The sequence below is a fragment of the Devosia sp. MDV22-iso42 genome (assembly GCF_058629155.1).
This window is the reverse complement of the sequence record NZ_JBZVWR010000009.1, coordinates 115,321-135,117: the sequence shown is the minus strand read 5'-3', so window position 1 is coordinate 135,117 and position 19,797 is coordinate 115,321. Positions and strand designations below refer to the sequence as shown.

21 protein-coding genes are annotated in these 19,797 nt (G+C 62.5%); 11 read left to right on the top strand and 10 right to left on the bottom strand.

What is annotated here, in order from left to right:
* Positions 1–19: 19 nt before the first annotated feature.
* The 7 genes from hemJ (at position 20) to AC4NN3_RS10550 (ending at position 7,574) form a co-directional block, all read left to right on the top strand.
* Entirely contained in the window at positions 20–448 is a 429-nt protein-coding gene (hemJ, locus tag AC4NN3_RS10580) for a protoporphyrinogen oxidase HemJ (RefSeq protein ID WP_491927059.1), read from the top strand.
* 182 nt (positions 449–630) lie between these two features.
* Positions 631–1,896, top strand: a complete 1,266-nt coding sequence (gene rho, locus AC4NN3_RS10575) for a transcription termination factor Rho (protein WP_193337729.1) — start codon at positions 631–633, stop codon at positions 1,894–1,896.
* A gap of 46 nt (positions 1,897–1,942) precedes the next feature.
* The gene (gene mnmE, locus AC4NN3_RS10570) at positions 1,943–3,241 is read left to right on the top strand and encodes a tRNA uridine-5-carboxymethylaminomethyl(34) synthesis GTPase MnmE (protein ID WP_491927308.1); all 1,299 of its coding nucleotides are present in this window, start codon (positions 1,943–1,945) and stop codon (positions 3,239–3,241) included.
* A 115-nt stretch (positions 3,242–3,356) separates the two neighbouring features.
* Positions 3,357–5,219: a tRNA uridine-5-carboxymethylaminomethyl(34) synthesis enzyme MnmG gene (gene mnmG / locus AC4NN3_RS10565; RefSeq protein ID WP_491927058.1), complete on the top strand. Its 1,863-nt coding sequence runs from the start codon at positions 3,357–3,359 to the stop codon at positions 5,217–5,219.
* On the top strand, positions 5,219–5,866 hold the full coding sequence (gene rsmG / locus AC4NN3_RS10560; protein WP_491927057.1) for a 16S rRNA (guanine(527)-N(7))-methyltransferase RsmG: 648 nt from the start codon (positions 5,219–5,221) through the stop codon (positions 5,864–5,866). The genes mnmG and rsmG overlap by 1 nt, the downstream gene beginning before the upstream one ends.
* A 24-nt stretch (positions 5,867–5,890) precedes the next feature.
* Positions 5,891–6,691 (top strand): ParA family protein, encoded by an 801-nt coding sequence (locus tag AC4NN3_RS10555; RefSeq protein WP_193337733.1) that lies wholly within the window; start codon positions 5,891–5,893, stop codon positions 6,689–6,691.
* 10 nt (positions 6,692–6,701) lie between these two features.
* Positions 6,702–7,574: a ParB/RepB/Spo0J family partition protein gene (locus AC4NN3_RS10550; RefSeq protein WP_491927056.1), complete on the top strand. Its 873-nt coding sequence runs from the start codon at positions 6,702–6,704 to the stop codon at positions 7,572–7,574.
* 30 nt (positions 7,575–7,604) lie between these two features.
* On the opposite strand, the gene holA is transcribed toward AC4NN3_RS10550, so the two are convergent.
* The 3 genes from holA to leuS are packed head-to-tail and all read right to left on the bottom strand — an operon-like array spanning position 7,605 to position 11,735.
* Positions 7,605–8,627, bottom strand: coding sequence for a DNA polymerase III subunit delta (gene holA / locus AC4NN3_RS10545; RefSeq protein ID WP_491927055.1), 1,023 nt, complete (start codon positions 8,625–8,627; stop codon positions 7,605–7,607).
* Positions 8,627–9,133, bottom strand: coding sequence for a hypothetical protein (locus tag AC4NN3_RS10540; RefSeq protein WP_491927054.1), 507 nt, complete (start codon positions 9,131–9,133; stop codon positions 8,627–8,629). The genes holA and AC4NN3_RS10540 overlap by 1 nt, the downstream gene beginning before the upstream one ends.
* Positions 9,120–11,735 (bottom strand): leucine--tRNA ligase, encoded by a 2,616-nt coding sequence (gene leuS, locus AC4NN3_RS10535; RefSeq protein WP_491927053.1) that lies wholly within the window; start codon positions 11,733–11,735, stop codon positions 9,120–9,122. The genes AC4NN3_RS10540 and leuS overlap by 14 nt, the downstream gene beginning before the upstream one ends.
* Positions 11,736–11,865: 130 nt before the next feature.
* On the opposite strand from leuS, the gene AC4NN3_RS10530 reads away from it, so the two are divergent.
* From AC4NN3_RS10530 to AC4NN3_RS10520, 3 genes are all read left to right on the top strand, one after another.
* On the top strand, positions 11,866–12,543 hold the full coding sequence (locus AC4NN3_RS10530; protein ID WP_491927052.1) for a YggS family pyridoxal phosphate-dependent enzyme: 678 nt from the start codon (positions 11,866–11,868) through the stop codon (positions 12,541–12,543).
* Between the two features lie 162 nt (positions 12,544–12,705).
* Complete coding sequence (locus tag AC4NN3_RS10525) at positions 12,706–13,389, top strand: response regulator transcription factor (RefSeq protein WP_491927051.1); 684 nt, start codon at positions 12,706–12,708, stop codon at positions 13,387–13,389.
* Between the two features lie 114 nt (positions 13,390–13,503).
* Positions 13,504–13,968, top strand: a complete 465-nt coding sequence (locus tag AC4NN3_RS10520; RefSeq protein WP_491927050.1) for a Crp/Fnr family transcriptional regulator — start codon at positions 13,504–13,506, stop codon at positions 13,966–13,968.
* On the opposite strand, the gene AC4NN3_RS10515 is transcribed toward AC4NN3_RS10520, so the two are convergent.
* The 4 genes from AC4NN3_RS10515 to rimM all read right to left on the bottom strand — a co-directional run bounded on the left by AC4NN3_RS10515 (position 13,965) and on the right by rimM (position 16,946).
* Positions 13,965–14,777 (bottom strand): exodeoxyribonuclease III, encoded by an 813-nt coding sequence (locus AC4NN3_RS10515; RefSeq protein WP_491927049.1) that lies wholly within the window; start codon positions 14,775–14,777, stop codon positions 13,965–13,967. The two genes, AC4NN3_RS10520 and AC4NN3_RS10515, sit on opposite strands and share 4 nt — an antisense overlap.
* A gap of 187 nt (positions 14,778–14,964) precedes the next feature.
* The gene (gene rplS / locus AC4NN3_RS10510) at positions 14,965–15,531 is read right to left on the bottom strand and encodes a 50S ribosomal protein L19 (RefSeq protein WP_491927048.1); all 567 of its coding nucleotides are present in this window, start codon (positions 15,529–15,531) and stop codon (positions 14,965–14,967) included.
* Positions 15,532–15,702: 171 nt separating this feature from the next.
* The gene (gene trmD, locus AC4NN3_RS10505) at positions 15,703–16,410 is read right to left on the bottom strand and encodes a tRNA (guanosine(37)-N1)-methyltransferase TrmD (RefSeq protein WP_491927047.1); all 708 of its coding nucleotides are present in this window, start codon (positions 16,408–16,410) and stop codon (positions 15,703–15,705) included.
* Positions 16,407–16,946: a ribosome maturation factor RimM gene (gene rimM / locus AC4NN3_RS10500; protein WP_491927046.1), complete on the bottom strand. Its 540-nt coding sequence runs from the start codon at positions 16,944–16,946 to the stop codon at positions 16,407–16,409. Before rimM ends, trmD begins: the two co-directional genes overlap by 4 nt.
* A 119-nt stretch (positions 16,947–17,065) precedes the next feature.
* On the opposite strand from rimM, the gene AC4NN3_RS10495 reads away from it, so the two are divergent.
* On the top strand, positions 17,066–17,365 hold the full coding sequence (locus AC4NN3_RS10495) for a hypothetical protein (protein ID WP_193337745.1): 300 nt from the start codon (positions 17,066–17,068) through the stop codon (positions 17,363–17,365).
* An 81-nt stretch (positions 17,366–17,446) separates the two neighbouring features.
* Here AC4NN3_RS10495 and AC4NN3_RS10490 read toward each other — a convergent pair whose 3' ends face one another.
* The 3 genes from AC4NN3_RS10490 to leuC all read right to left on the bottom strand — a co-directional run bounded on the left by AC4NN3_RS10490 (position 17,447) and on the right by leuC (position 19,750).
* The gene (locus AC4NN3_RS10490) at positions 17,447–17,752 is read right to left on the bottom strand and encodes a hypothetical protein (protein WP_193337746.1); all 306 of its coding nucleotides are present in this window, start codon (positions 17,750–17,752) and stop codon (positions 17,447–17,449) included.
* A gap of 172 nt (positions 17,753–17,924) precedes the next feature.
* Positions 17,925–18,353, bottom strand: coding sequence for a metallopeptidase family protein (locus AC4NN3_RS10485; RefSeq protein WP_491927045.1), 429 nt, complete (start codon positions 18,351–18,353; stop codon positions 17,925–17,927).
* The gene (gene leuC, locus AC4NN3_RS10480) at positions 18,344–19,750 is read right to left on the bottom strand and encodes a 3-isopropylmalate dehydratase large subunit (protein WP_491927044.1); all 1,407 of its coding nucleotides are present in this window, start codon (positions 19,748–19,750) and stop codon (positions 18,344–18,346) included. The genes AC4NN3_RS10485 and leuC overlap by 10 nt, the downstream gene beginning before the upstream one ends.
* Positions 19,751–19,797: the final 47 nt, after the last annotated feature.

Here is a 19,797-nt window from a genome sequence, read left to right as displayed (position 1 = left end):
GCGTTGATGGGGCTTTGGAATGATTGAATGGGTTACGGCACTGCATGTGCTCTCGGTAATCGCCTGGATGGCGGGATTGCTGTATCTGCCGCGGCTGTTCGTCTATCACGCGGGTGTGGCGGTGGGTTCGGAGGCCTCCGAGACCTTCAAGATCATGGAACGAAAGCTCTATCGCGGCATCATGGTGCCGGCCATGATCGCGACCTGGATCTTCGGGCTGTGGCTGGCTTTTGGCCTTGGGCTGGTGGATCTTTCCATGGGCTGGATGTGGGTCAAGGCAGCAATGGTCATTGCGCTGACCGGGATGCAGGGGTTTTATGGCTCGCTGCGGCGGGCCTTTGCCGAGGATCGCAATACGCGCAGCCACAAATTCTTCCGGGCGATCAATGAAATCCCCTTCGTCATAGCCATCATCATCGTCATCATGGTCATCGTGAAGCCTTTCTAGGCGCACGGTTTCACGTGAATCTGCAACAGCCATACCGGTTCAACCTTGAAACGGCCGCGGGTTCGCGTTATGTGGGTTGCCACGCATCCCATTTCACAAGCTGGCCCGCCCGGGTCGCTGCGCGGTGCCTGCCCTCCCCAATCGACTAGCGTCCAGATTTCCCTCAAGGGTTTATCGTTTACATGCAGAATATGAAGCTCAGCGAGCTCAAGGCCAAATCTCCGGCCGAATTGCTGGTGTTCGCCGAAGAACACGAGGTCGAGAACGCCTCGACCATGCGCAAACAGGAATTGATGTTTGCCATCCTCAAGGAACTGGCCGCTCAGGAAGTGGACATTACCGGGGAAGGCGTTGTCGAGATCCTGCCGGACGGGTTCGGTTTCCTGCGCTCGCCCGACGCCAATTACCTGCCAGGCCCGGATGACATCTATGTCAGCCCGAGCCAGATCCGTCGCTTCGGTCTACGCACCGGCGACACGGTTGAAGGCCAGATCCGGTCTCCCAAGGATGGCGAGCGCTACTTCGCGCTGCTCAAGGTCAATACCATCAATTTCGAAGATCCCGAGGCGGTGCGCCATAAGGTCAACTTCGACAATCTGACGCCACTTTATCCCGAGGAGCGTCTCCGCATGGAGATGCCCGATCCGACCATCAAGGATCGGTCGGCGCGCCTGCTGGACCTGGTGGCGCCGCTTGGCAAGGGCCAGCGTGCCCTGATTGTTGCTCCACCACGTACCGGTAAGACGGTACTGTTACAGAATATTGCACAATCAATTGCTGCCAACCATCCCGAATGCTATCTGATCGTGCTGTTGATCGACGAGCGGCCCGAAGAAGTGACCGACATGCAGCGCTCGGTGCGCGGCGAAGTCATCTCCTCGACCTTTGACGAGCCCGCCAGCCGCCACGTTCAGGTCGCCGAAATGGTGATCGAAAAGGCCAAGCGCCTGGTCGAGCACAAGCATGACGTGGTCATCCTGCTCGATTCGATCACCCGCCTGGGCCGTGCCTACAACACGGTGGTTCCGTCATCGGGCAAGGTGCTGACCGGTGGTGTTGACGCCAATGCGCTGCAGCGCCCCAAGCGTTTCTTCGGCGCCGCGCGCAATATCGAGGACGGCGGCTCGCTGACCATCATTTCAACGGCGCTGATCGATACCGGTTCGCGCATGGACGAAGTGATCTTTGAAGAATTCAAGGGCACCGGCAATTCGGAAATCATTCTCGATCGTAAGGTCGCCGACAAGCGCATCTTCCCGGCTCTCGACATTACCAAGTCGGGTACCCGCAAGGAAGAATTGCTGATCGAGCCCGATATCCTCAAGAAGATGTACGTGCTGCGCCGTATCCTCAATCCGATGGGGACGATCGACGCCATGGAATTCCTGATGGACAAGGTCCGTCAGACCAAGACGAATTCCGACTTCTTCGATTCGATGAACACCTAGCCGGCATGGGCGCGTCGCAATTCGCAAACGCCCCTAGCCCCACCTGATCGCCATGCGATCGGGCGATACCATTGTGGCGTTGTCCTCCGGGGCAACGCCGTCCGGCGTGGCCGTGATCCGCCTTTCCGGACCCGAGGTCCCGGCATTGCTGCGGGCCGTCGCGGGCGAGGTCCCCGAACCGCGTCGATTGACCCTCCGCCCCATTGGCCAGGATTCGCTGCTTGATCGCGGCCTGGTTGCCTATTTTCCGGCGCCGCACAGCTTCACTGGCGAGCATTGTGCTGAATTGCAGGTGCATGGCTCCCCCGCAGGGGTGCGGGCCATCCTGCGGCTGCTCACAGCATTGGGTGCCCGTCTGGCCGAGGCGGGCGAGTTTACCCGGCGCGCTTTCGAGAACGGCAAGCTCGACCTCGTGGAAATCGAAGGGCTGGGCGATCTGCTTGATGCCGAAACCGAGAATCAACGGCGCCAGGCACTGGCCCGCTTCGAAGGAGGTCTCAGCCAGCGGGTCGCGAACTGGCGGCATCAGCTGCTCGATTTGCGGGCCGAGATCGAAGCGCGGCTTGATTTTTCTGATGAAGGCGATGTTACCGATGCCCTGCCGGACAGCTTTGCCGACAGCATCATGACACTGCAGGCCGACATTGCCGCGGCACTGGCCGCGGCGGAAAGTGGTCGCATCATTCGCGAAGGCATAAGAGTGGCGCTGGCAGGCGCCCCCAATGCAGGCAAGTCGAGCCTGCTCAACGCCCTCGCGCGCTCAGACATTGCCATTGTCACTGATGAAGCAGGTACGACCAGGGACGTGCGCGAAGTGCCGCTCGATATTGGCGGACAGCTTTATATACTGCTTGATCTTGCTGGTCTGCGCGACGCTGACAGTAAGGCTGAGGCGGAGGGGGTACGGCGAGCGCGCGCCGCGATCGCCCAGGCCGATATCGTGTTGTGGCTAACAGCACCTGAGATCGCCGATCATGACGCGGCGCTGAAAGCTGCGGCCGATCTGCGTATCGGCACGAAGACCGACCTGGGAAAACCGGTGCAAGCGGATTTTCACGTCTCGGCGACGACCGGGCAGGGACTGAGCGAACTGATCGCCGCCATAGCGGCGATTGGTGCCAACAAGATCGGTGGCGAGCCCGGTCTGCTCAGCCGGGAGCGCGATCGCCTGGCCCTCTTTAGTGCGCAGGACGCGCTGCGCGATACGGCAGCGCAACTGGCGCAGCCCGAACTGGCAGCCGAAAGCCTGCGGAGTGCTTCGCAGGCGCTGGAAAGGCTGGTCGGCAAGATCGATGCCGAGCGGGTGCTGGATCGGCTATTTGCCAGCTTCTGTATCGGTAAATGATTCACGTGAAACATTGCGCCGCGGCCGTGCCAGCCGACGGAACCGTACCTGCCGTGAGCCGTGAATTGATTCACGTGAAACATTGGCCTATTGAGCCCATCTGGAGATCAGTGCCATGAGCGACTATGCAGTCATCATTGTTGGCGGCGGGCATGCCGGCTGTGAAGCCGCCGCGGCCTCGGCACGCCTCGGCGTTCCCACAGCCCTGGTGACGCATCGCTTTGCCACCATTGGCGAGATGAGCTGCAACCCCGCCATAGGCGGTCTCGGCAAGGGTCACCTGGTACGGGAGATCGATGCGCTTGATGGGCTGATGGGCCATGTAGCGGACGCCGCCGGCATCCAGTTCCGCGTACTCAATCGACGCAAGGGTCCGGCCGTACGGGGCCCGCGTGCTCAGGCTGATCGCAGGCTCTATCGCCAGGCCATGCAGGCGGCGATTTCCAGCCAGCCAAACCTTGAAGTCATCGAGGGCGAAGTCGATGATATCGAGGTAACCGATGGACTGGTGTCCGGGGTGCGCCTGCTTGACGGACGCCAATTCTCGACCCGAGCAGTTGTCCTGACGACCGGGACCTTTCTGCGCGGCCTTATTCATCGCGGCGAGGAGACCACCCCGGCAGGCCGCATGGGGGAGGCACCGGTGCTCGGCCTTTCGACGCGCCTGGAGACCATGGGCCTGGCCTTAGGCCGCCTCAAGACTGGCACGCCGGCGCGGCTAGATGGTTCCACCATCGACTTTTCTGTTCTCGAAGAGCAGCCCGGTGATACGCCGCCAGAGCCATTTTCTGCGCTGACGGCGGCCATTACCACGCGGCAGGTCAGCTGTCATATCACCCGCACGACGGCAGAGACGCACAAGATCATCGCCGATAACCTGCATCGCTCCGCCATGTATTCAGGCAAGATCAGCAGCCGTGGCCCCCGCTATTGTCCGTCGATCGAGGACAAGGTGGTGCGGTTTGCCGATCGCGACAGTCACCAGATCTTTCTCGAGCCCGAAGGGCTCGATGATACAACGATCTATCCCAATGGGCTGTCGACGTCGCTGCCAGCTGACGTACAGGAAGCATTCCTGCGATCTATGCCGGGCCTTGAGCAGGTACGGATTGTCCGGCCTGGCTACGCGATCGAATATGATTATGTCGACCCGCGCGAACTGCGCCCCACGCTGGAGGTGAAGCGCCAGCCTGGCCTCTATCTGGCCGGTCAGATCAACGGCACCACGGGCTATGAAGAGGCGGGGGCGCAGGGTCTACTGGCCGGGGCCAATGCCGCACTGGCTGCGGTGGGTCGCGATCCGCTGGTGCTGTCGCGCACGGAAAGCTATCTTGGTGTCATGGTCGATGACTTGGTGACACGCGGCGTCAGCGAGCCCTATCGCATGTTCACCTCACGGGCCGAGTTCCGCCTGCATTTGCGGGCCGACAATGCCGACCAGAGACTGACGCCGCTGGGCGTCGCTACAGGCCTGGTCGGCCCGCAGCGTACAGCACTGTTCGGCGCGAAGGCGGACGCCTTGAGCCACGGCAGGGCCATGCTGACGGGCTTGACGACCACACCCAGCGCCGCCCGGAAGGCGGGCATTGCCATCAATGAAGACGGCAAGACCCGCTCGGCCTTTGAATTGCTGTCCTATCCTGAAATGAGCACGGCTGATGTTGTGCATCTCTGGCCGGAAATCGCCGCGATAGCGGAAGCGGTGATGGAGCAGCTCGTGGTCGATGCGCAATATGCGGTTTATCTCGAGCGTCAGCGTGATGATATCGCCGCGGTCCGCCGCGATGAACACAAGTCGATTCCGGACGGGATTGACTATGCAGTCATTCCCGGACTCTCCATGGAACTCCGGCAGAAGCTGGCGCAGCACCGTCCACAAACCATCGCCCAGGCGCAGGCCATGGATGGCATGACGCCGGCGGCGGTAACGCTGCTGCTGGCCGTTATCCGCCGTGGCGAACTGCGCAAGGCGAGCTGATGAGCGATTATTCTGCCATTGAACCCTATGCCGTCTATTTCACGCGGCCGTTGGCGGCCGTTGGCGCCGATCTGGAATCTTATGCTGCCCTGGTGGTCAAATGGCAGACGGTGCAGAATCTTGTTTCACGTGAAACACTGGAGGCGGTCTGGTCACGACACTTTGCCGACAGCCTGCAGGTGTTGAGTCTGCTGCAGCCGGGTGATCAGTCCTTTCTGGATATCGGCAGCGGCGGCGGTTTCCCCGCCTTGCCTCTGGCGATCGCGCTCAAGGGATCAAATCGACAGTTCACTCTGGTTGAGCCCAATGGCCGCAAGGTCAGTTTTCTGCGCACGGTAACGCGCGAGCTGGGCCTGCTGGTGGCGGTCGAGGGACGCCGCAGCGATCAGCTTGATTCACGTGAAACACCGGTGCCCGACGTGATCACCTGCCGCGCTCTCTCCAGCCTGCCGCAGCTCTGTGAGTGGATGGCGCCGTTCTTTGGCGCCCACACACGGGCGATCCTGCATAAAGGGCGGGAACATGTTGAAGAACTCGCCGAAACGGTTACGCGGTGGGACTTTAACGTGGTATCAACAGCCAGCGACACCGATCCAAGCGGTGTTCTGCTCACGCTCACGAATCTGAGCGCGAAAACAGTACGTTAGCGGCAAACGAGCTGGAGGCCGATAGTGGCGCCCCGTATCCTGACACTGGCCAATCAAAAAGGCGGCGTGGGCAAAACCACGACGGCCATCAACCTTGCCACGGCATTGGCTGCCGTCGGTGAACGCGTGCTGATTGTCGATATCGACCCGCAGGGCAATGCCTCCACGGGACTGGGCATTTCGCGCAACGACCGCGAGGTCTCGTCCTATGACCTGCTGGTGGGCGATGCTACGGTCGCCCAGGCGGCGATCATGACCAGTGTGCCCAATGTGGCGATCGTGCCGTCAACCATGGATCTGCTGGGCGTCGAGCTAACCATAGCCGATCACGGGGATCGTGCGTTCAAGCTGCGCAATGCCTTCAAGCAGCTGGGCGATCTGACGATCAACGAGAAGCCGGTCAGCTATATCCTGATCGATTGTCCCCCGTCGCTGAACCTGCTGACGATCAACTCTCTGGTGGCCGCCGACGCCGTGCTGGTGCCGCTGCAGTGCGAGTTCTTTGCGCTGGAGGGGCTCAGCCAGTTGTTGCAGACCATCGAGCAGATCCGTTCCACACTCAATCCCGGGCTGTCGATCCAGGGCGTGGTCATGACCATGTTCGACAAGCGCAACAATCTGAGCGAGCAGGTGCTGGCCGACGTGCGCAGTGAAATGGGCTCGCTGGTCTATGACACGGTGATCCCGCGCAATGTGCGCTTGTCGGAGGCGCCATCCTATGGCAAGCCCGCTTTGCTATATGACTTGAAATGTGCCGGCAGCCAGGCCTATCTGCGGCTGGCCACCGAAGTGATCCGCCGCGAGCGGCAGCTCAACGCGGCATAGGAGCCCGACCATGAACGAAAAACCGACACGTCTTGGTCGCGGGCTGGCCGCGCTGATTGGCGATATGGCTACGGTTGAAGGCGCCCGGGTCACCGAATCGGGTGGCATCAAGCGGTTGCCGGTCGATTTCATCATCGCCAACCGCTCCAATCCCCGGCGCTCCTTCAATGACGAGCAGCTCGAGGAGCTGACCAATTCGATTCGCGAGAAGGGGGTCATGCAGCCCCTGCTGGTGCGCCCCAGCAATGATCCGAATATCTTCGAGCTGATTGCCGGTGAGCGGCGCTGGCGCGCCTCGCAGCGCGCCGGCCTCCATGATGTGCCGGTTATCATCCGCGACGTGGATGACAAGGAAGCGCTCGAGCTTGCCATTATCGAGAACGTGCAGCGCGCCGACCTCAATCCGCTCGAAGAGGCCATGGGCTATGGCCAGCTGATCGAGCAGTTCGACTATACCCAGCAGGACTTGGCCCAGGTGATCGGCAAGAGCCGCTCGCATGTTGCCAATACGCTGCGCCTGCTGCGCCTGCCTGAAGATGTGCGCGAAATGGTGGCCAGCGGCACGCTGACCGCCGGTCATGCGCGCACGCTGATCACCGCCGAAGATCCGGCCACGCTGGCGCGCCAGATCGTATCCGGCGGTCTCTCGGTGCGCGAGGCCGAGGCCATGAGCCAGCAGCGCGACATTGCCGGCACCAAGAAGCCCAGTGCCTCCGCCAATGAGCGCGATGCCGACACCGTGGCGCTGGAGCGTCGCCTGTCGGACGCCTTGGGCCTGTCGGTGTCGTTGGCGCATGGCGATCGCGGTGGCAAGTTGGAAATCCGCTACAAGACGCTCGAACAGCTTGACGGGATTTGTCTCAAGCTGACGGGTACCAACTAGGTCAGGCGCGTTTCACGTGAAACGCTGCGGCTAGTGGGCGGCGGCCATCATACAGATGGCCAGCAAGGCCCGGCGCAGGCTGGCTTCGGCCAGACCGGGACGGCGTCTCGTATCTGCCGTGGTCTGCAGCAACCGCGCGCTGGCGCCTGCCAGGGCCGTGTCCGACCAGAGCCGCAACTGTTGCTCCAGGGCGCTCGCGCGGGAAAAATGCGGCTTTGGCCGCTGGCCATCCAGCACGGCGCGCGGTGACTTGCCCGCATCAACCTCGATCCGCCAGCGCCGCAGATTGGCAAAATGCATGGCACAGATGGCCAGCAGGCGCTGTGGATCGACAGCGGACGACAAGGCGCGATTGAGGGCCAGTTCCAGACGCTCGGCGTGGCCACCGGCGGCGGCATCGACGATAGCGTCTATGACCAGCATGCCATTGTCAGCACACAACAACAATACGTCGTCCCGGGTCAGCACCTTGCTGGCGGCGGCATAAAGGCAGAGTTTTTCCAGCTCGCGGCGGGTGATCTCGCGATCATTGCCGAGGATTTCGCGCAGGGTCGCCACGACATCGGCGTCGACCCGGATGGCCTGCTGATTGAAGGTCTCGCGAATCAGGGCCTGCAGGGCCTCGTCGCTGTCCGGATAGCAGGGCAGGGCCCGCCCATTCCTGGCGGCCTCCACCAGGGCCCGCAGGGCATCCTTGGGGGTAAGATTGCCGGCTTCGAGCACGATGGCGGCGCCCTGCAGGTCGTCACGCAGTTCGGTCAGGGTCATGACCAGGGATTTTCCGGCGCCGCGCACGCGCACAATGCGCTTGCCGCCAAACAGGGAAATGGTCTTGGCTTCCACCGCGAGAATGGAGGGGTCGGCGTCAACCTCAGCACCATCCAGGGTCACGATACTGGCCGCCTCGGGGTCATCCCCAGCCAGCTTTCGAATCAGCTGCTGGGCGGTCTCTCGGACCAGCCCGGTATCGGGCCCATAGGCGAGGAAAATTCCCTCATCAATGTCTGGCCGCGTGACAAAGCGGCCGACTTCATGGGCCTTGAGCGCCGACATCAGCGGCTTTGCGCTGCCAGCACGCCCAGCCTCAGCGACTCAGCGGCGCCACGGGCGGCCCGTTCAGCCGCCTCAGTTGCAGCGGCATTGTCAGCCAGAACCTGGCCAGCCCGGGTATATTCTGCCGATGCCGTCCGCACCAGGACGGTGGGCTCGGTATCGCTGCCGTCGCGGGCAGTGATGGTCAGCGTCGCCGTTACGGTGACGCTGACGGGCTTGGCCGGGTTGCTGGTGGTGGTGACCACCATGTCTGCCCCGCTGCTGGCGGCCGATACGGTCGCCAAGGGGGCGGTGGGTGCGGTTGAGCTGCCAAAGCGGAGCGATAGCTCCTGGTAGATGATCTGTTCGAGCCGGCTGGTTGGCTTGGCATAGGCGAGGTTGAGGGACGGCTGGTTGGCCAGCGCGCCGCTATAGACCGGGGTAAAGCTGCAGGCACCCAGCGTGGCGCCCATGCCGAGCAACAGCCCTGCCAGTACGGTGCGCCGGAGCGCGTCAGACCACGACATTGACGATCCTGTCCGGCACGATGACGATCTTCTTGGGTGCCTTGCCGTCGAGCATGCGGACAATCTCGTCCATAGACAAGACCAGTTGTTCCACTATGGCGGCTGGCGTGCCCTTGGCGAGGGTGATTTCGCCGCGGCGCTTGCCGTTGACCTGGATGGGCAGGGTGACCTCGTCGTCAACCAGCAGCGCTGCATCGACCTCAGGCCACAGCGCATCGGCCACGAGGCCTGGCTTGCCTAGGGCTTCCCAGCAGGTTTCGGCCAGGTGCGGCATCATCGGGGCGATCAGTTGGATCAGGTGGGAGACGCCCAGCTCGAGGGCGTCCAGCCGTGCAGCAGGTGCGACGGCGCAGATGCCGGCGGTGCGGACCAGGGCATTTGTCAGCTCATAGATCTGGGCCACGGCGCGGTTGAAGCGCAGGCCCTCGATGTCATTGCCGACATTGTGCACCGCACGGTGGACTATCTTGCGCAGCGCGATGGCTTCGCTGTCGTCACTTTCACGAACAGTGCCGGATGACTGTTGCGCGATATCGATGATTTCACCGACCAGCCGCCATACGCGCTGCTGGAAGCGGCTGGCGCCTTCGACGCCGGCCTCGGTCCACTGCACGTCGCGTTCGGGCGGCGAATCGGAGAGCATGAACCAGCGCGCCGTATCGGCCCCGTAGGTGGCAACGATCTCGTCGGGATCGATGACGTTCTTCTTGGATTTGCTCATCTTTTCGATCGAGCCGATCGTGATGGGCTCGCCCGACTTCAGGTGCTGTGCGCGGCGGCCCTCGCCGAAGGTCTCGACCACGACGTCCACCGGGGCCACCCAGTCGCCCTTGGGTGACTTGTAGGTTTCATGGGTGACCATGCCCTGGGTGAAGAGACCCTTGAAGGGTTCATCGAGACCGACATGGCCGGTCGCCTTCATGGCGCGGGTGAAGTAACGCGAATAGAGCAGGTGCAGAATCGCGTGCTCGACGCCGCCAATGTACTGATCGACCGGCAACCAGCGGTTGGCGATGTCGGGCACGGTCGGGGTCGCCGCGTGCGGCGCGGTGAAGCGGGCATAATACCAGGACGAATCGACGAAGGTATCCATGGTATCGGTTTCACGCCGGGCAGCACCGCCGCATTGCGGGCAGTCGACGTGTTTCCAGGTCGGGTGATGGTCGAGCGCATTGCCGGGCCTGTCGAAACTGACATCCTCGGGCAGTACCACGGGCAGGTCCTTCTTGGGCACGGGCAGGGTGCCACAGACCTCGCAATGGATCACCGGGATCGGGCAGCCCCAATAGCGCTGGCGGGAGACGCCCCAGTCGCGCAGGCGATAGTTGACTTCCACGGTCCCCTGCGCCCGGCCATCGACCTCACGCCCGGCAAAATGGGCCGCAATCGTGTGCTTGGCATCCTCAATGGTCTTGCCGTCGAGGAACCCCGAATTGAAAATGGTGCCCGTATCGGTAAAGGCCTCGTCAGCCACGGCAAAGGTAACGGCATCGGCGCCGGCCGGCAGCACGACGGGCTTGACGGGCAAATCATACTTGCGCGCGAAGTCGAGATCGCGCTGGTCATGCGCCGGGCAGCCGAAAATCGCCCCGGTACCATATTCCATCAGCACAAAATTGGCGACATAGACGGGCAAAGTCGCGCCGTCGATAACCGGGTGTTTTGCGTAAAGCCCGGTAAAGACGCCCTTTTTTTCTGCCTTTTCCAGCGCTTCGGTGGCGGTGCCCAGCGACCGGCATTCGGCGATGAAGCTCGCCAGGCCGGCATTGTCGGCTGCCAATTGCGTGCTCAGCGGATGATCGGCCGACAGCGCGATAAAGGAGGCGCCGAATATGGTGTCGGGTCTGGTGGTGAACACCTCGACGGCCGTGGCAGCGGTCTGATTGGGCATCAGAGCGAACTGGAGGCGCAGCCCCTCGGATTTGCCGATCCAGTTGCGCTGCATGGTGCGCACCTTTTCGGGCCATTCGGTCAGCGTATCGAGGCCAGCGAGCAGTTCTTCGGCGAAATCGGAGATCTTGAAGAACCACTGCGTCAGTTCGCGCTGCTCGACCGGGGCGCCCGAGCGCCAGCCCTTGCCGTCAATGACCTGCTCGTTGGCAAGCACGGTCATGTCAATGGGGTCCCAGTTGACCTTGGACTGCTTGCGGGTGACCAGTCCCGCCGCCATCATGTCGATGAACATGGCCTGCTGGTGCTGGTAATATTCCGGCTCGCAGGTAGCAATCTCGCGCGTCCAGTCGATGGCGAGGCCCATGGACTGCAGCTGCGCCTTCATGGCGGCGATGTTCTGTCTGGTCCAGGTGCCGGGATGAGTCTTGCGCTCAATAGCGGCGTTCTCGGCCGGCAGGCCAAAGGCGTCCCAGCCCATGGGGTGCAGCACATTCTTGCCCCTGGCGCGGTGATAGCGCGCCACGACGTCGCCCATGGAATAATTGCGGACGTGGCCCATATGGATGCGGCCCGACGGGTAGGGGAACATCTCAAGGACGTAATAGGGCTCGCGCGGGTCATCATTGCTGGTGACAAAGCTCTGGGCATCGTCCCAGACCTTCTGCCATTTCGGTTCCATTTCGCGCGGATTGTAGCGTTCGACGCTCACTTGGGCTCGTCCTTGGGTGCATCTCGCAAAGCGCCGCGGGAGGGGGGAGCGGCTTGCGTTTATGGGGGATTTTGTCTACCGGACCATCACCAGAAATACCAAGCTAGGTCAACAGGAACAGGGCGAAAGCATGGATGTCAGTGCCGCCGACAAACTCGCCGCCGTCCGCGAACGCATCATCCGGGCGCAGCAGCGCTTTGGCCCGCCATCTGAAACGGTGACCCTGGTGGCCGTATCCAAGACCTTTCCTGCAGAGGCGATCGAGCCGTTCCTCAGGGCGGGCCAGCGCGTCTTCGGGGAGAACCGGGTGCAGGAGGCCAAGGAGAAGTGGCCGGCGCTGCGGGAGCGCTATCCCGATGTGCAACTGCATCTGATCGGGCCGCTGCAGACCAACAAGGCACGCGAAGCGGTGGCGCTGTTTGACGTGATCGAGACTCTCGACCGCGACCGGCTGGCCGGGGTCCTGGCCGAGGAGATGGCCAAAGCCGGGCGGCAATTGCCGTGCTTCGTGCAGGTCAATATCGGGCTGGAGCCGCAAAAAGCCGGCATCGCGCCGGATGAGACGGTGGATTTTGTGGTGCGCTGCCGCAGCACGCATGGGCTCAATGTTGTCGGGCTCATGTGCATTCCGCCTGACGGTGTGCCCCCGGGTCCGTACTTTGCCCAAATGGTGGCGCTGGGGCGCGATGCGGGGGTGGGCTCACTATCGATGGGGATGAGCGGCGACTTCGAAATTGCCATCGGCATGGGGGCAAGCCATGTGCGGCTCGGCTCCGCCCTGTTCGGCGGTCGTCCACCCGCCGCTTAAGCGCCACACCGGAAAATAGTCATTGCAGGAAGGAATGGCTGCAACTTCTGGGGGCAGGACGTCGTTGTTGCTCCGTATAACGCCGTTGTGATTGGCTGGTCAAAAACTGGTTGCAATAGTGTGGCCCAAGGCCGGGTCGATGCGAAAAGACCGGAGAAAACAATGAACAAGCGACGCATCCTGCTGGTGGACGATGATGCAGACCTGCGCCAGACCTTGGTCGAGCAGCTCGAAGTGCACCCCGAGTTTGAAATTCTTCAGGCGGGCACGGCCCATGATGCCCTCAAGTCGACGCGCGAAAACAATATCGACCTGACTATTCTCGATGTCGGCCTGCCCGATATGGATGGTCGCGAGGCCGTCAAACAGCTCCGTGCCGAGGGCTATAACAGCCCCATCCTGATGCTGACCGGCCATGACAGCGATGCCGACCAGATCCTGGGCCTTGATTCGGGCGCCAATGACTATCTCACCAAGCCGTTCCGCTTTCCCGTCCTGCTGGCACGCATCAATGCGGCACTGCGCCAGCATGATCAGAGCGAAGATGTGGTGTTCACCATCGGGCCCTATAGTTTCCAGCCATCGGTCAAGATGCTCGAGACCAATGACGGCATCAAGGTGCGGCTGACCGACAAGGAAACCTCGATCCTGAAATACCTCTATCGCCAGGGTCCCAAGACGATTTCCCGCGATATCCTGCTCAAGGAAGTCTGGGGTTACAACAATCGGGTGACCACCCATACGCTGGAAACCCATATCTACCGCCTGCGCCAGAAGATCGAACGCGACCCCTCCAATGCCCGCCTGTTGGTGACTCAGGAGGGTGGATACCGCCTGGTGCCGTGAAAGCCGTGGACGGCGGCCCGGAAACACAAAATCGGGTATAAATGCGCGTCAAATGCCCTATAGGATGGCATGGCTTTGCTGCGACAGGGCCAAAGTGCATCCGGAACGGGGCTCATGATCAGGGACGAGGCGGCCGCCGCACTGGCGCAAGCCGAATTTTTCGATATCTGCGACGATGAGCAGCGCCGCATGTTGGCGTTTGCCGGTGAACGCCGGCATTTCGACGCCGATGCGGTGCTCTACCAGGCCGGCAGCGTGCCGCAGGGTGCCCATGTGCTGATCTCGGGTACGCTCAAGGCCAAGCCCGAGGGAAAGGGCGCCAGCAAGCCCTATGCGATCTCCGAGCCGGGCAGCGTGGTGTCGTCCATGGCGCTGATTCTGGACAAGCCCCGCCAGGTGACATTCACGGCGGTGACCGATTGCGAGACCCTGTTCGTACCGCGCCAGGCCTTTCTCAAGCTGCTGCAACAGTCGCCTGAACTGGCGCAGCGCGCCGTCGCGCGGATCGAGCGCGATCTGGGCAATTATCTGGGGGCGCTGGAGCCGGTGGGCCGCCGCATGCGGGCTGGCGAGAGCTAGACGCCGGCGAAGCGGGCAATGACGGGCACGTGGTCGCTCGGCTTGTCAGTCCAGCCGCGAGCCGGCTTGATGATTTCGGCGCCGATGCAGTGCGCCGCAATATCGGCGGTCGACCAGATGTGGTCGAGCCGACGACCCTTATTGGCCAGTTCCCAATCAGCGCTGCGATAGCTCCACCAGGAATAGAGTTTCTGGTCGTAGGGCACATGCTTGCGCACCAGATCGATCCAGCCATGGCCGCCATTGAGCAGGGCGTCCAGCGCCTCGGTTTCGACCGGGGTATGGCTGACGATCTTGAGCAGCTGCTTGTGACTCCAGACGTCGTTTTCATGCGGCGCGATGTTGAAATCGCCGGCGATCAGATGGCCCCGCTGGAAGATGGGCTCGTTGAACCAGCTGGTCAGCTCGCTCAGAAAGCCCAGCTTGTGCCTGAACTTGGGGTTGATGGCCGGGTCGGGCTCATCGCCACCGGCGGGGATATAGAAGTCGTGCAGCGTGACCGGTCCATGGCCGAAATCGGTCAGGGCGGAGACGTGGCGCGATTCGGGAATGTCGCAGAACACGCGGCTCGAGACATCGGTCAGGGGGAATTTCGAGACGATGGCGACGCCGTGATAGCCCTTCTGACCATGCACCGCCTGGTGCGGATAGCCGGCCTCGGCAAAGGCCTTGGCCGGGAACTGGTCATTGGTGCACTTGATCTCCTGCAGCATCAGCACATCGGGGTGATACTGGGCGATGAAATCGAGCACCATGGGCAGGCGCAGGCGTACCGAATTGATGTTCCAGGTGACGATGGAGACGGTCATGACGGGCCTTTGCGCTTGCGGGCCCCTCTTATCGCGGAGGCGCAAGGCGAGGTAAAGCCGGAAATGGCGGTGTCGCGGTGGAGGGTTTCACGTGAATCGGTGACAGGGCGCAGGAAAAAGCCCGGCGCCTTGCGGGGCCGGGCTCTGATCGTGATCGCTCCGGTGGGAGCGGCTGGCTTAGGCCAGATTATTCAGCCTTTGGCTCGGCGCTGGCGGCTTCAGCCTCGGCAGCGGCGGCCTGTTCGGCGGCCTTTGCAGCTGCTGCGGCTTCGGCTTCCTTGGCAGCCTGCTCAGCGGCGAAAGCCTGGGCAGCTGCGACCTTCTCGGCCTCGCGGGCTTCCTTGGCCGCCACGGCGGCGGTGCGTTCGGTGGCTTCGATCTTCTTGGTGCGCGAATTGGTCGATTCGAAAATACGGGCAGATTTGCCGCGACGATCGCGCAGGTAGTACAGCTTGGCGCGACGGACCTTGCCGCGCTTGAGCACTTCCACCGACGCCACGTTGGGCGAATAGAGCGGGAAGACGCGCTCGACGCCTTCGCCATAGGAGATCTTGCGCACGGTGAAGGATTCCATCACGCCGCCGCCGTTGAAAGCGATCACAATGCCTTCATAGGCCTGCAGACGCTCCTTGGTGCCTTCGGTGATGCGGACCCACACCTTGACGGTGTCGCCGTGGGTAAATTCGGGAAGCGTGCGCTTGGCGGCGACCGCTGCCATCTGCTCGGCTTCGAGCTGTTCGATGATGCTGGACATGTCGATTCCGTTCTGAATCTTTTCAAAGGAGCGTTTATTCGAGCCTTGCGGTCCGATCGCCCGGTCTTGGTTGGTAACGGAGTTGGGTCGTCTTTTTATTGGTGCGCGGCAGGTCCGATTAGCCCGACACGCGGATAGTGGCGCGGCTATAGGGGAAAAGGGGCGAAGAGTCTAGCGTTTGATGGTGCTTTGTGGCTTGCGCGCCAGAAGATCGGGACGGCGCGCCTCTGTCAGAGCCAGGCTCTGCTCGGCGCGCCACTTGGCGATCTTGCCGTGATCGCCTGATGTCAGCACCGGGGGAATGTCGAGACCCTCGAAGGATTGCGGCCTGGTATATTGCGGATATTCGAGCTGGCCGTTTTCAAAGCTCTCGTCGGCATGGCTGTCAGCCCCGCCCAGCACGCCCGGGATGAGGCGCACAACGGCCTCCAGCAGCACCATGGCGGCGACTTCGCCGCCGGCCAGCACATAGTCGCCGATCGAAATTTCCTCGAGCCCGCGGGCGTCGATGACCCGCTGGTCGATACCCTCGAAGCGGCCGCATACGATCACGGCGCCCGGCCCCAAAGCCAGCTGGCGGGCGCGCTGCTGGGTCAGGGGGGTGCCGCGCGGCGACATCAGGATGCGTGGGCGGTGGTCGCCCTGGGGTGACACGCTGTCGATGGCGCGGGCCAGGATGTCGGGCTTGAGCACCATGCCGGCGCCGCCACCCGATGGGGTATCATCGACGGTGTGGTGGCGATCAGTGGCAAAGCTGCGCAATTGCACGGCGTTGAGCGCCCACAGGCCGTCCGCCAGGCCGCGGCCCAGCACGGAGGCGCCCAGCGGGCCGGGAAACAGCTCGGGAAAAAGCGTGATGATTGAGGCCGAGAAGCTCAATCTGGCTCTTCCTCGCCCTCTGGGGCTTCGAGCGGCACTTCGATGACTAGGTAGCCTTCGGCAATGCGGATGGCCGGCACCACCGCGCGGGTGAATGGATAGAGATAGGTGTCGCCGCTCTGGGGGTCGCGGATCTCGATCAGGTCGCCGGCGCCGAAATTGGGCAGGGCGGAGACCTGGCCGATGATCTGACCCGATTGCAGCCGCGCCTCAAGACCGATCAGGTCGGCATGGTAGAAATCGTCCTCGTCTTCCGGTTCGGGCAGCCGGTCGCGATCGACAAACAGGCTGACGCCATTGAGCTTTTCGGCGGCGTCGCGATCGGCAATGCCCTTGATGTGAGCAACGACCACATTCTTGTGCAGGCGCAGCTTGTCGATGGTGATGACAAGGCCTGGCCGGTCGGTGTCGAGCGGACCATAGGCGCCAATGGCCAGCGGGTCCTGGGTATGGGCGGCGATGCGGACGGCGCCCTTGATGCCATGGGCGGCGCCGATCTGGCCGAGCAGGATGCGATTGCTGTTCTGGGTGGTCATAGCGGCTCCGGGCGGTCTAAGGTGCTCTTAGCAGGCAATGCCCGGATTGGGAATTGTCGCGGAACCATACCCGATGCGGACGGCTTGTCCGGATAGGTTTTACAGCAGGAGTGCATGCCATGGCCAAGATTCTGACCGACCGAGAAGAGATCCGCGAATGGGCCGCAGCGCGGGGTGGCAATCCAATGCTGATGGAAACCCCCGAGGGGACCGGTACGCGGACGCTGCTGCAACTGACCTTTGGGCAGTATGAAATCAATACCGATGGCAATCAGGGTCCGGACCGGATCGGTGGCTTTGACCTGGTCAGCTGGGACGAATGGTTTGACGCGCTGGACGCCAACAATCTTGCCCTGCGGGTGTCGGATGATCCGTCTGGAGGCAGCGAGGCCGAATTCGAGTTTGTCGAAAAAGTCTAGATATTGGTCAGAGATCAAATCAGGCTTTAGCAGGCAGGCTCGGCTCGCGGCGTGAAGCCGCCTCCAGAGGGGTCAGGCGGCTCACTCAGGCGTCGCGAGCGAGTTCAGGCCGGCTTCATACAGGCGCATCGTGGCTTCAATGTCCGCGATGTGCATGGACAGGCCCTGCTCGACGGCTTCGGCCTGGCGACGGACGAGGTCGCGGCGCGACAGCAGCTCGAAGCGCTCGCTCTCGAGTTCCTTGACGGCCAGGTCGATGCGGTCGCGGTGAGCGGCCAATCGCTGCACCATGGGTGCGGTCTGCTTTGCGGCTTCCTGCATCACGGCTTCCATCTGCTCGATTTCAGGCTGGACGATCTTCAGGTTCATCTTGGCTCGGGTGGTCATTTGGTCTTCCCACATTATCGTTGAATCTGCCGGCCCGATCTGGGTCATGCAGACGTTAATGTGATGTAATAGCCAAATTGACAGGAATCCCAATCTTTACTTTATATTTACCTTAACAACGGGCGCGCTGACTTGATGCAGTATTGAATCAATTGCAAGCAACGTCCGGGTATCAGGAGGCGTCGGCTGCGGCCTCGATGGCTTCCATGTCACTGTCAGACAAGCCAAAATGGTGGCCGAGTTCGTGGATCAGCACGTGAGCAACAACGTCGCCGAGCGTGTTGTCATCGTTCTCGGCCCAGTAATCGAGAATGGCGCGGCGGTAGAGGAAAACCGTATTGGGCAATTGGCCGGTCTGCGGCATGGCGCCGTCCTCGGTGAGGCCGACGCCGGAAAACAGCCCCATCAGTTCGAAGGGGCTCTCCATGCCGAAGCCTTCCAGCACGTCGTCCTCGGCATAGTCGGCGACGGTGCAGGTCACATCGGCGGCGAGCGACTTGAACGGCTCGGGCAGGCCCGCCAGCGTGCGGCTGGCCAGGGCCTCAATGTCGTCGAGGGTGGGCGCGAAGCGCGCGCCCCAGTCGAACTCGCTCACTGCCACTCGCGGATGTCGACGAAGTGGCCGGCAATGGCAGCCGCCGCCGCCATGGCGGGAGAGACCAGGTGGGTACGCCCCTTGAAGCCCTGACGGCCCTCGAAGTTGCGGTTGGATGTCGAGGCGCAACGTTCCTGCGGCTTGAGCTTGTCCGGGTTCATGGCCAGGCACATCGAGCAGCCCGGCTCGCGCCATTCAAAGCCGGCATTCTTGAAGATGACGTCGAGGCCCTCGGCTTCGGCCTGGTCCTTGACCAGCCCGGAGCCCGGCACGACCATGGCGCTGACGGTGGCGGCCACCTTGCGGCCGCCGATCACGGCTGCGGCAGCGCGCAGGTCCTCGATGCGGCCATTGGTGCAGGAGCCGATGAAGACGCGGTCGACACCGATCTCGGTGATCGGCGTGCCGGGCTTGAGGCCCATATAGTCCAGCGCCCGCCACTTGGAGGCGCGCTTGTTTTCATCATCGATTGCATCGGGGTCGGGCACCGCGCCGGTTACCGAGATCACGTCTTCGGGCGATGAACCCCAGGACACGATGGGCGGCAGGTTGGCGGCGTCGAGCACCACGACCTTGTCATAGACCGCGCCTTCATCGGTATAGAGCGTCTTCCAGTAGTCGAGCGCCATGTCCCAGGCCTGGCCGGTGGGGGCACGGTTGCGGCCCTTGACGTAGTCATAGGTGGTCTGGTCGGGGGCGATGAGGCCGGCGCGGGCGCCGCCCTCGATGGTCATGTTGCAGACCGTCATGCGGCCTTCCATGGAGAGGGCCTGGATGGCCTCGCCGGCAAATTCGATGACATGGCCATTGCCGCCGGCCGTGCCGATTTCCCCGATAATGGCCAGGATGATGTCCTTGGCGGTGACATGGGGCGGCAGCTTGCCGTCCACCCGCACGAGCATGTTCTTGGCCTTCTGCTGGATCAGCGTCTGGGTCGCGAGCACGTGCTCGACCTCGGAGGTGCCGATGCCGTGGGCCAGCGCGCCAAAGGCGCCATGGGTGGAGGTGTGGCTGTCGCCACAGACGATGGTCATGCCGGGCAGGGTGAAACCCTGTTCGGGCCCGACGATGTGGACGATGCCCTGCCGCTTGTCGAAGGGGTCAAAATACTCGATGCCGAAATCGGCGGTATTCTCGGCCAGGGTGGCAATCTGGATGGCGCTTTCAGGGTCCGGATTGGGCAGCGAGCGGTCGGTGGTGGGGACGTTGTGGTCCACCACGGCCAGGGTCCGCTCGGGGTGGCGCACCTTGCGGTTGTTCAGCCGCAGGCCCTCGAAGGCCTGCGGGCTCGTGACTTCGTGCACCAGGTGCCGGTCGATATAAAGCAACGAGGTACCATCCTCGTTGTTCTGCACCAGATGGTCGTCCCAGATCTTGTCGTAGAGCGTACGGGCCTTGGTCATAGCGGTATTCCGGCAGGGAAAGTTTGGAGTGGTTCTAAGCCGGAGTG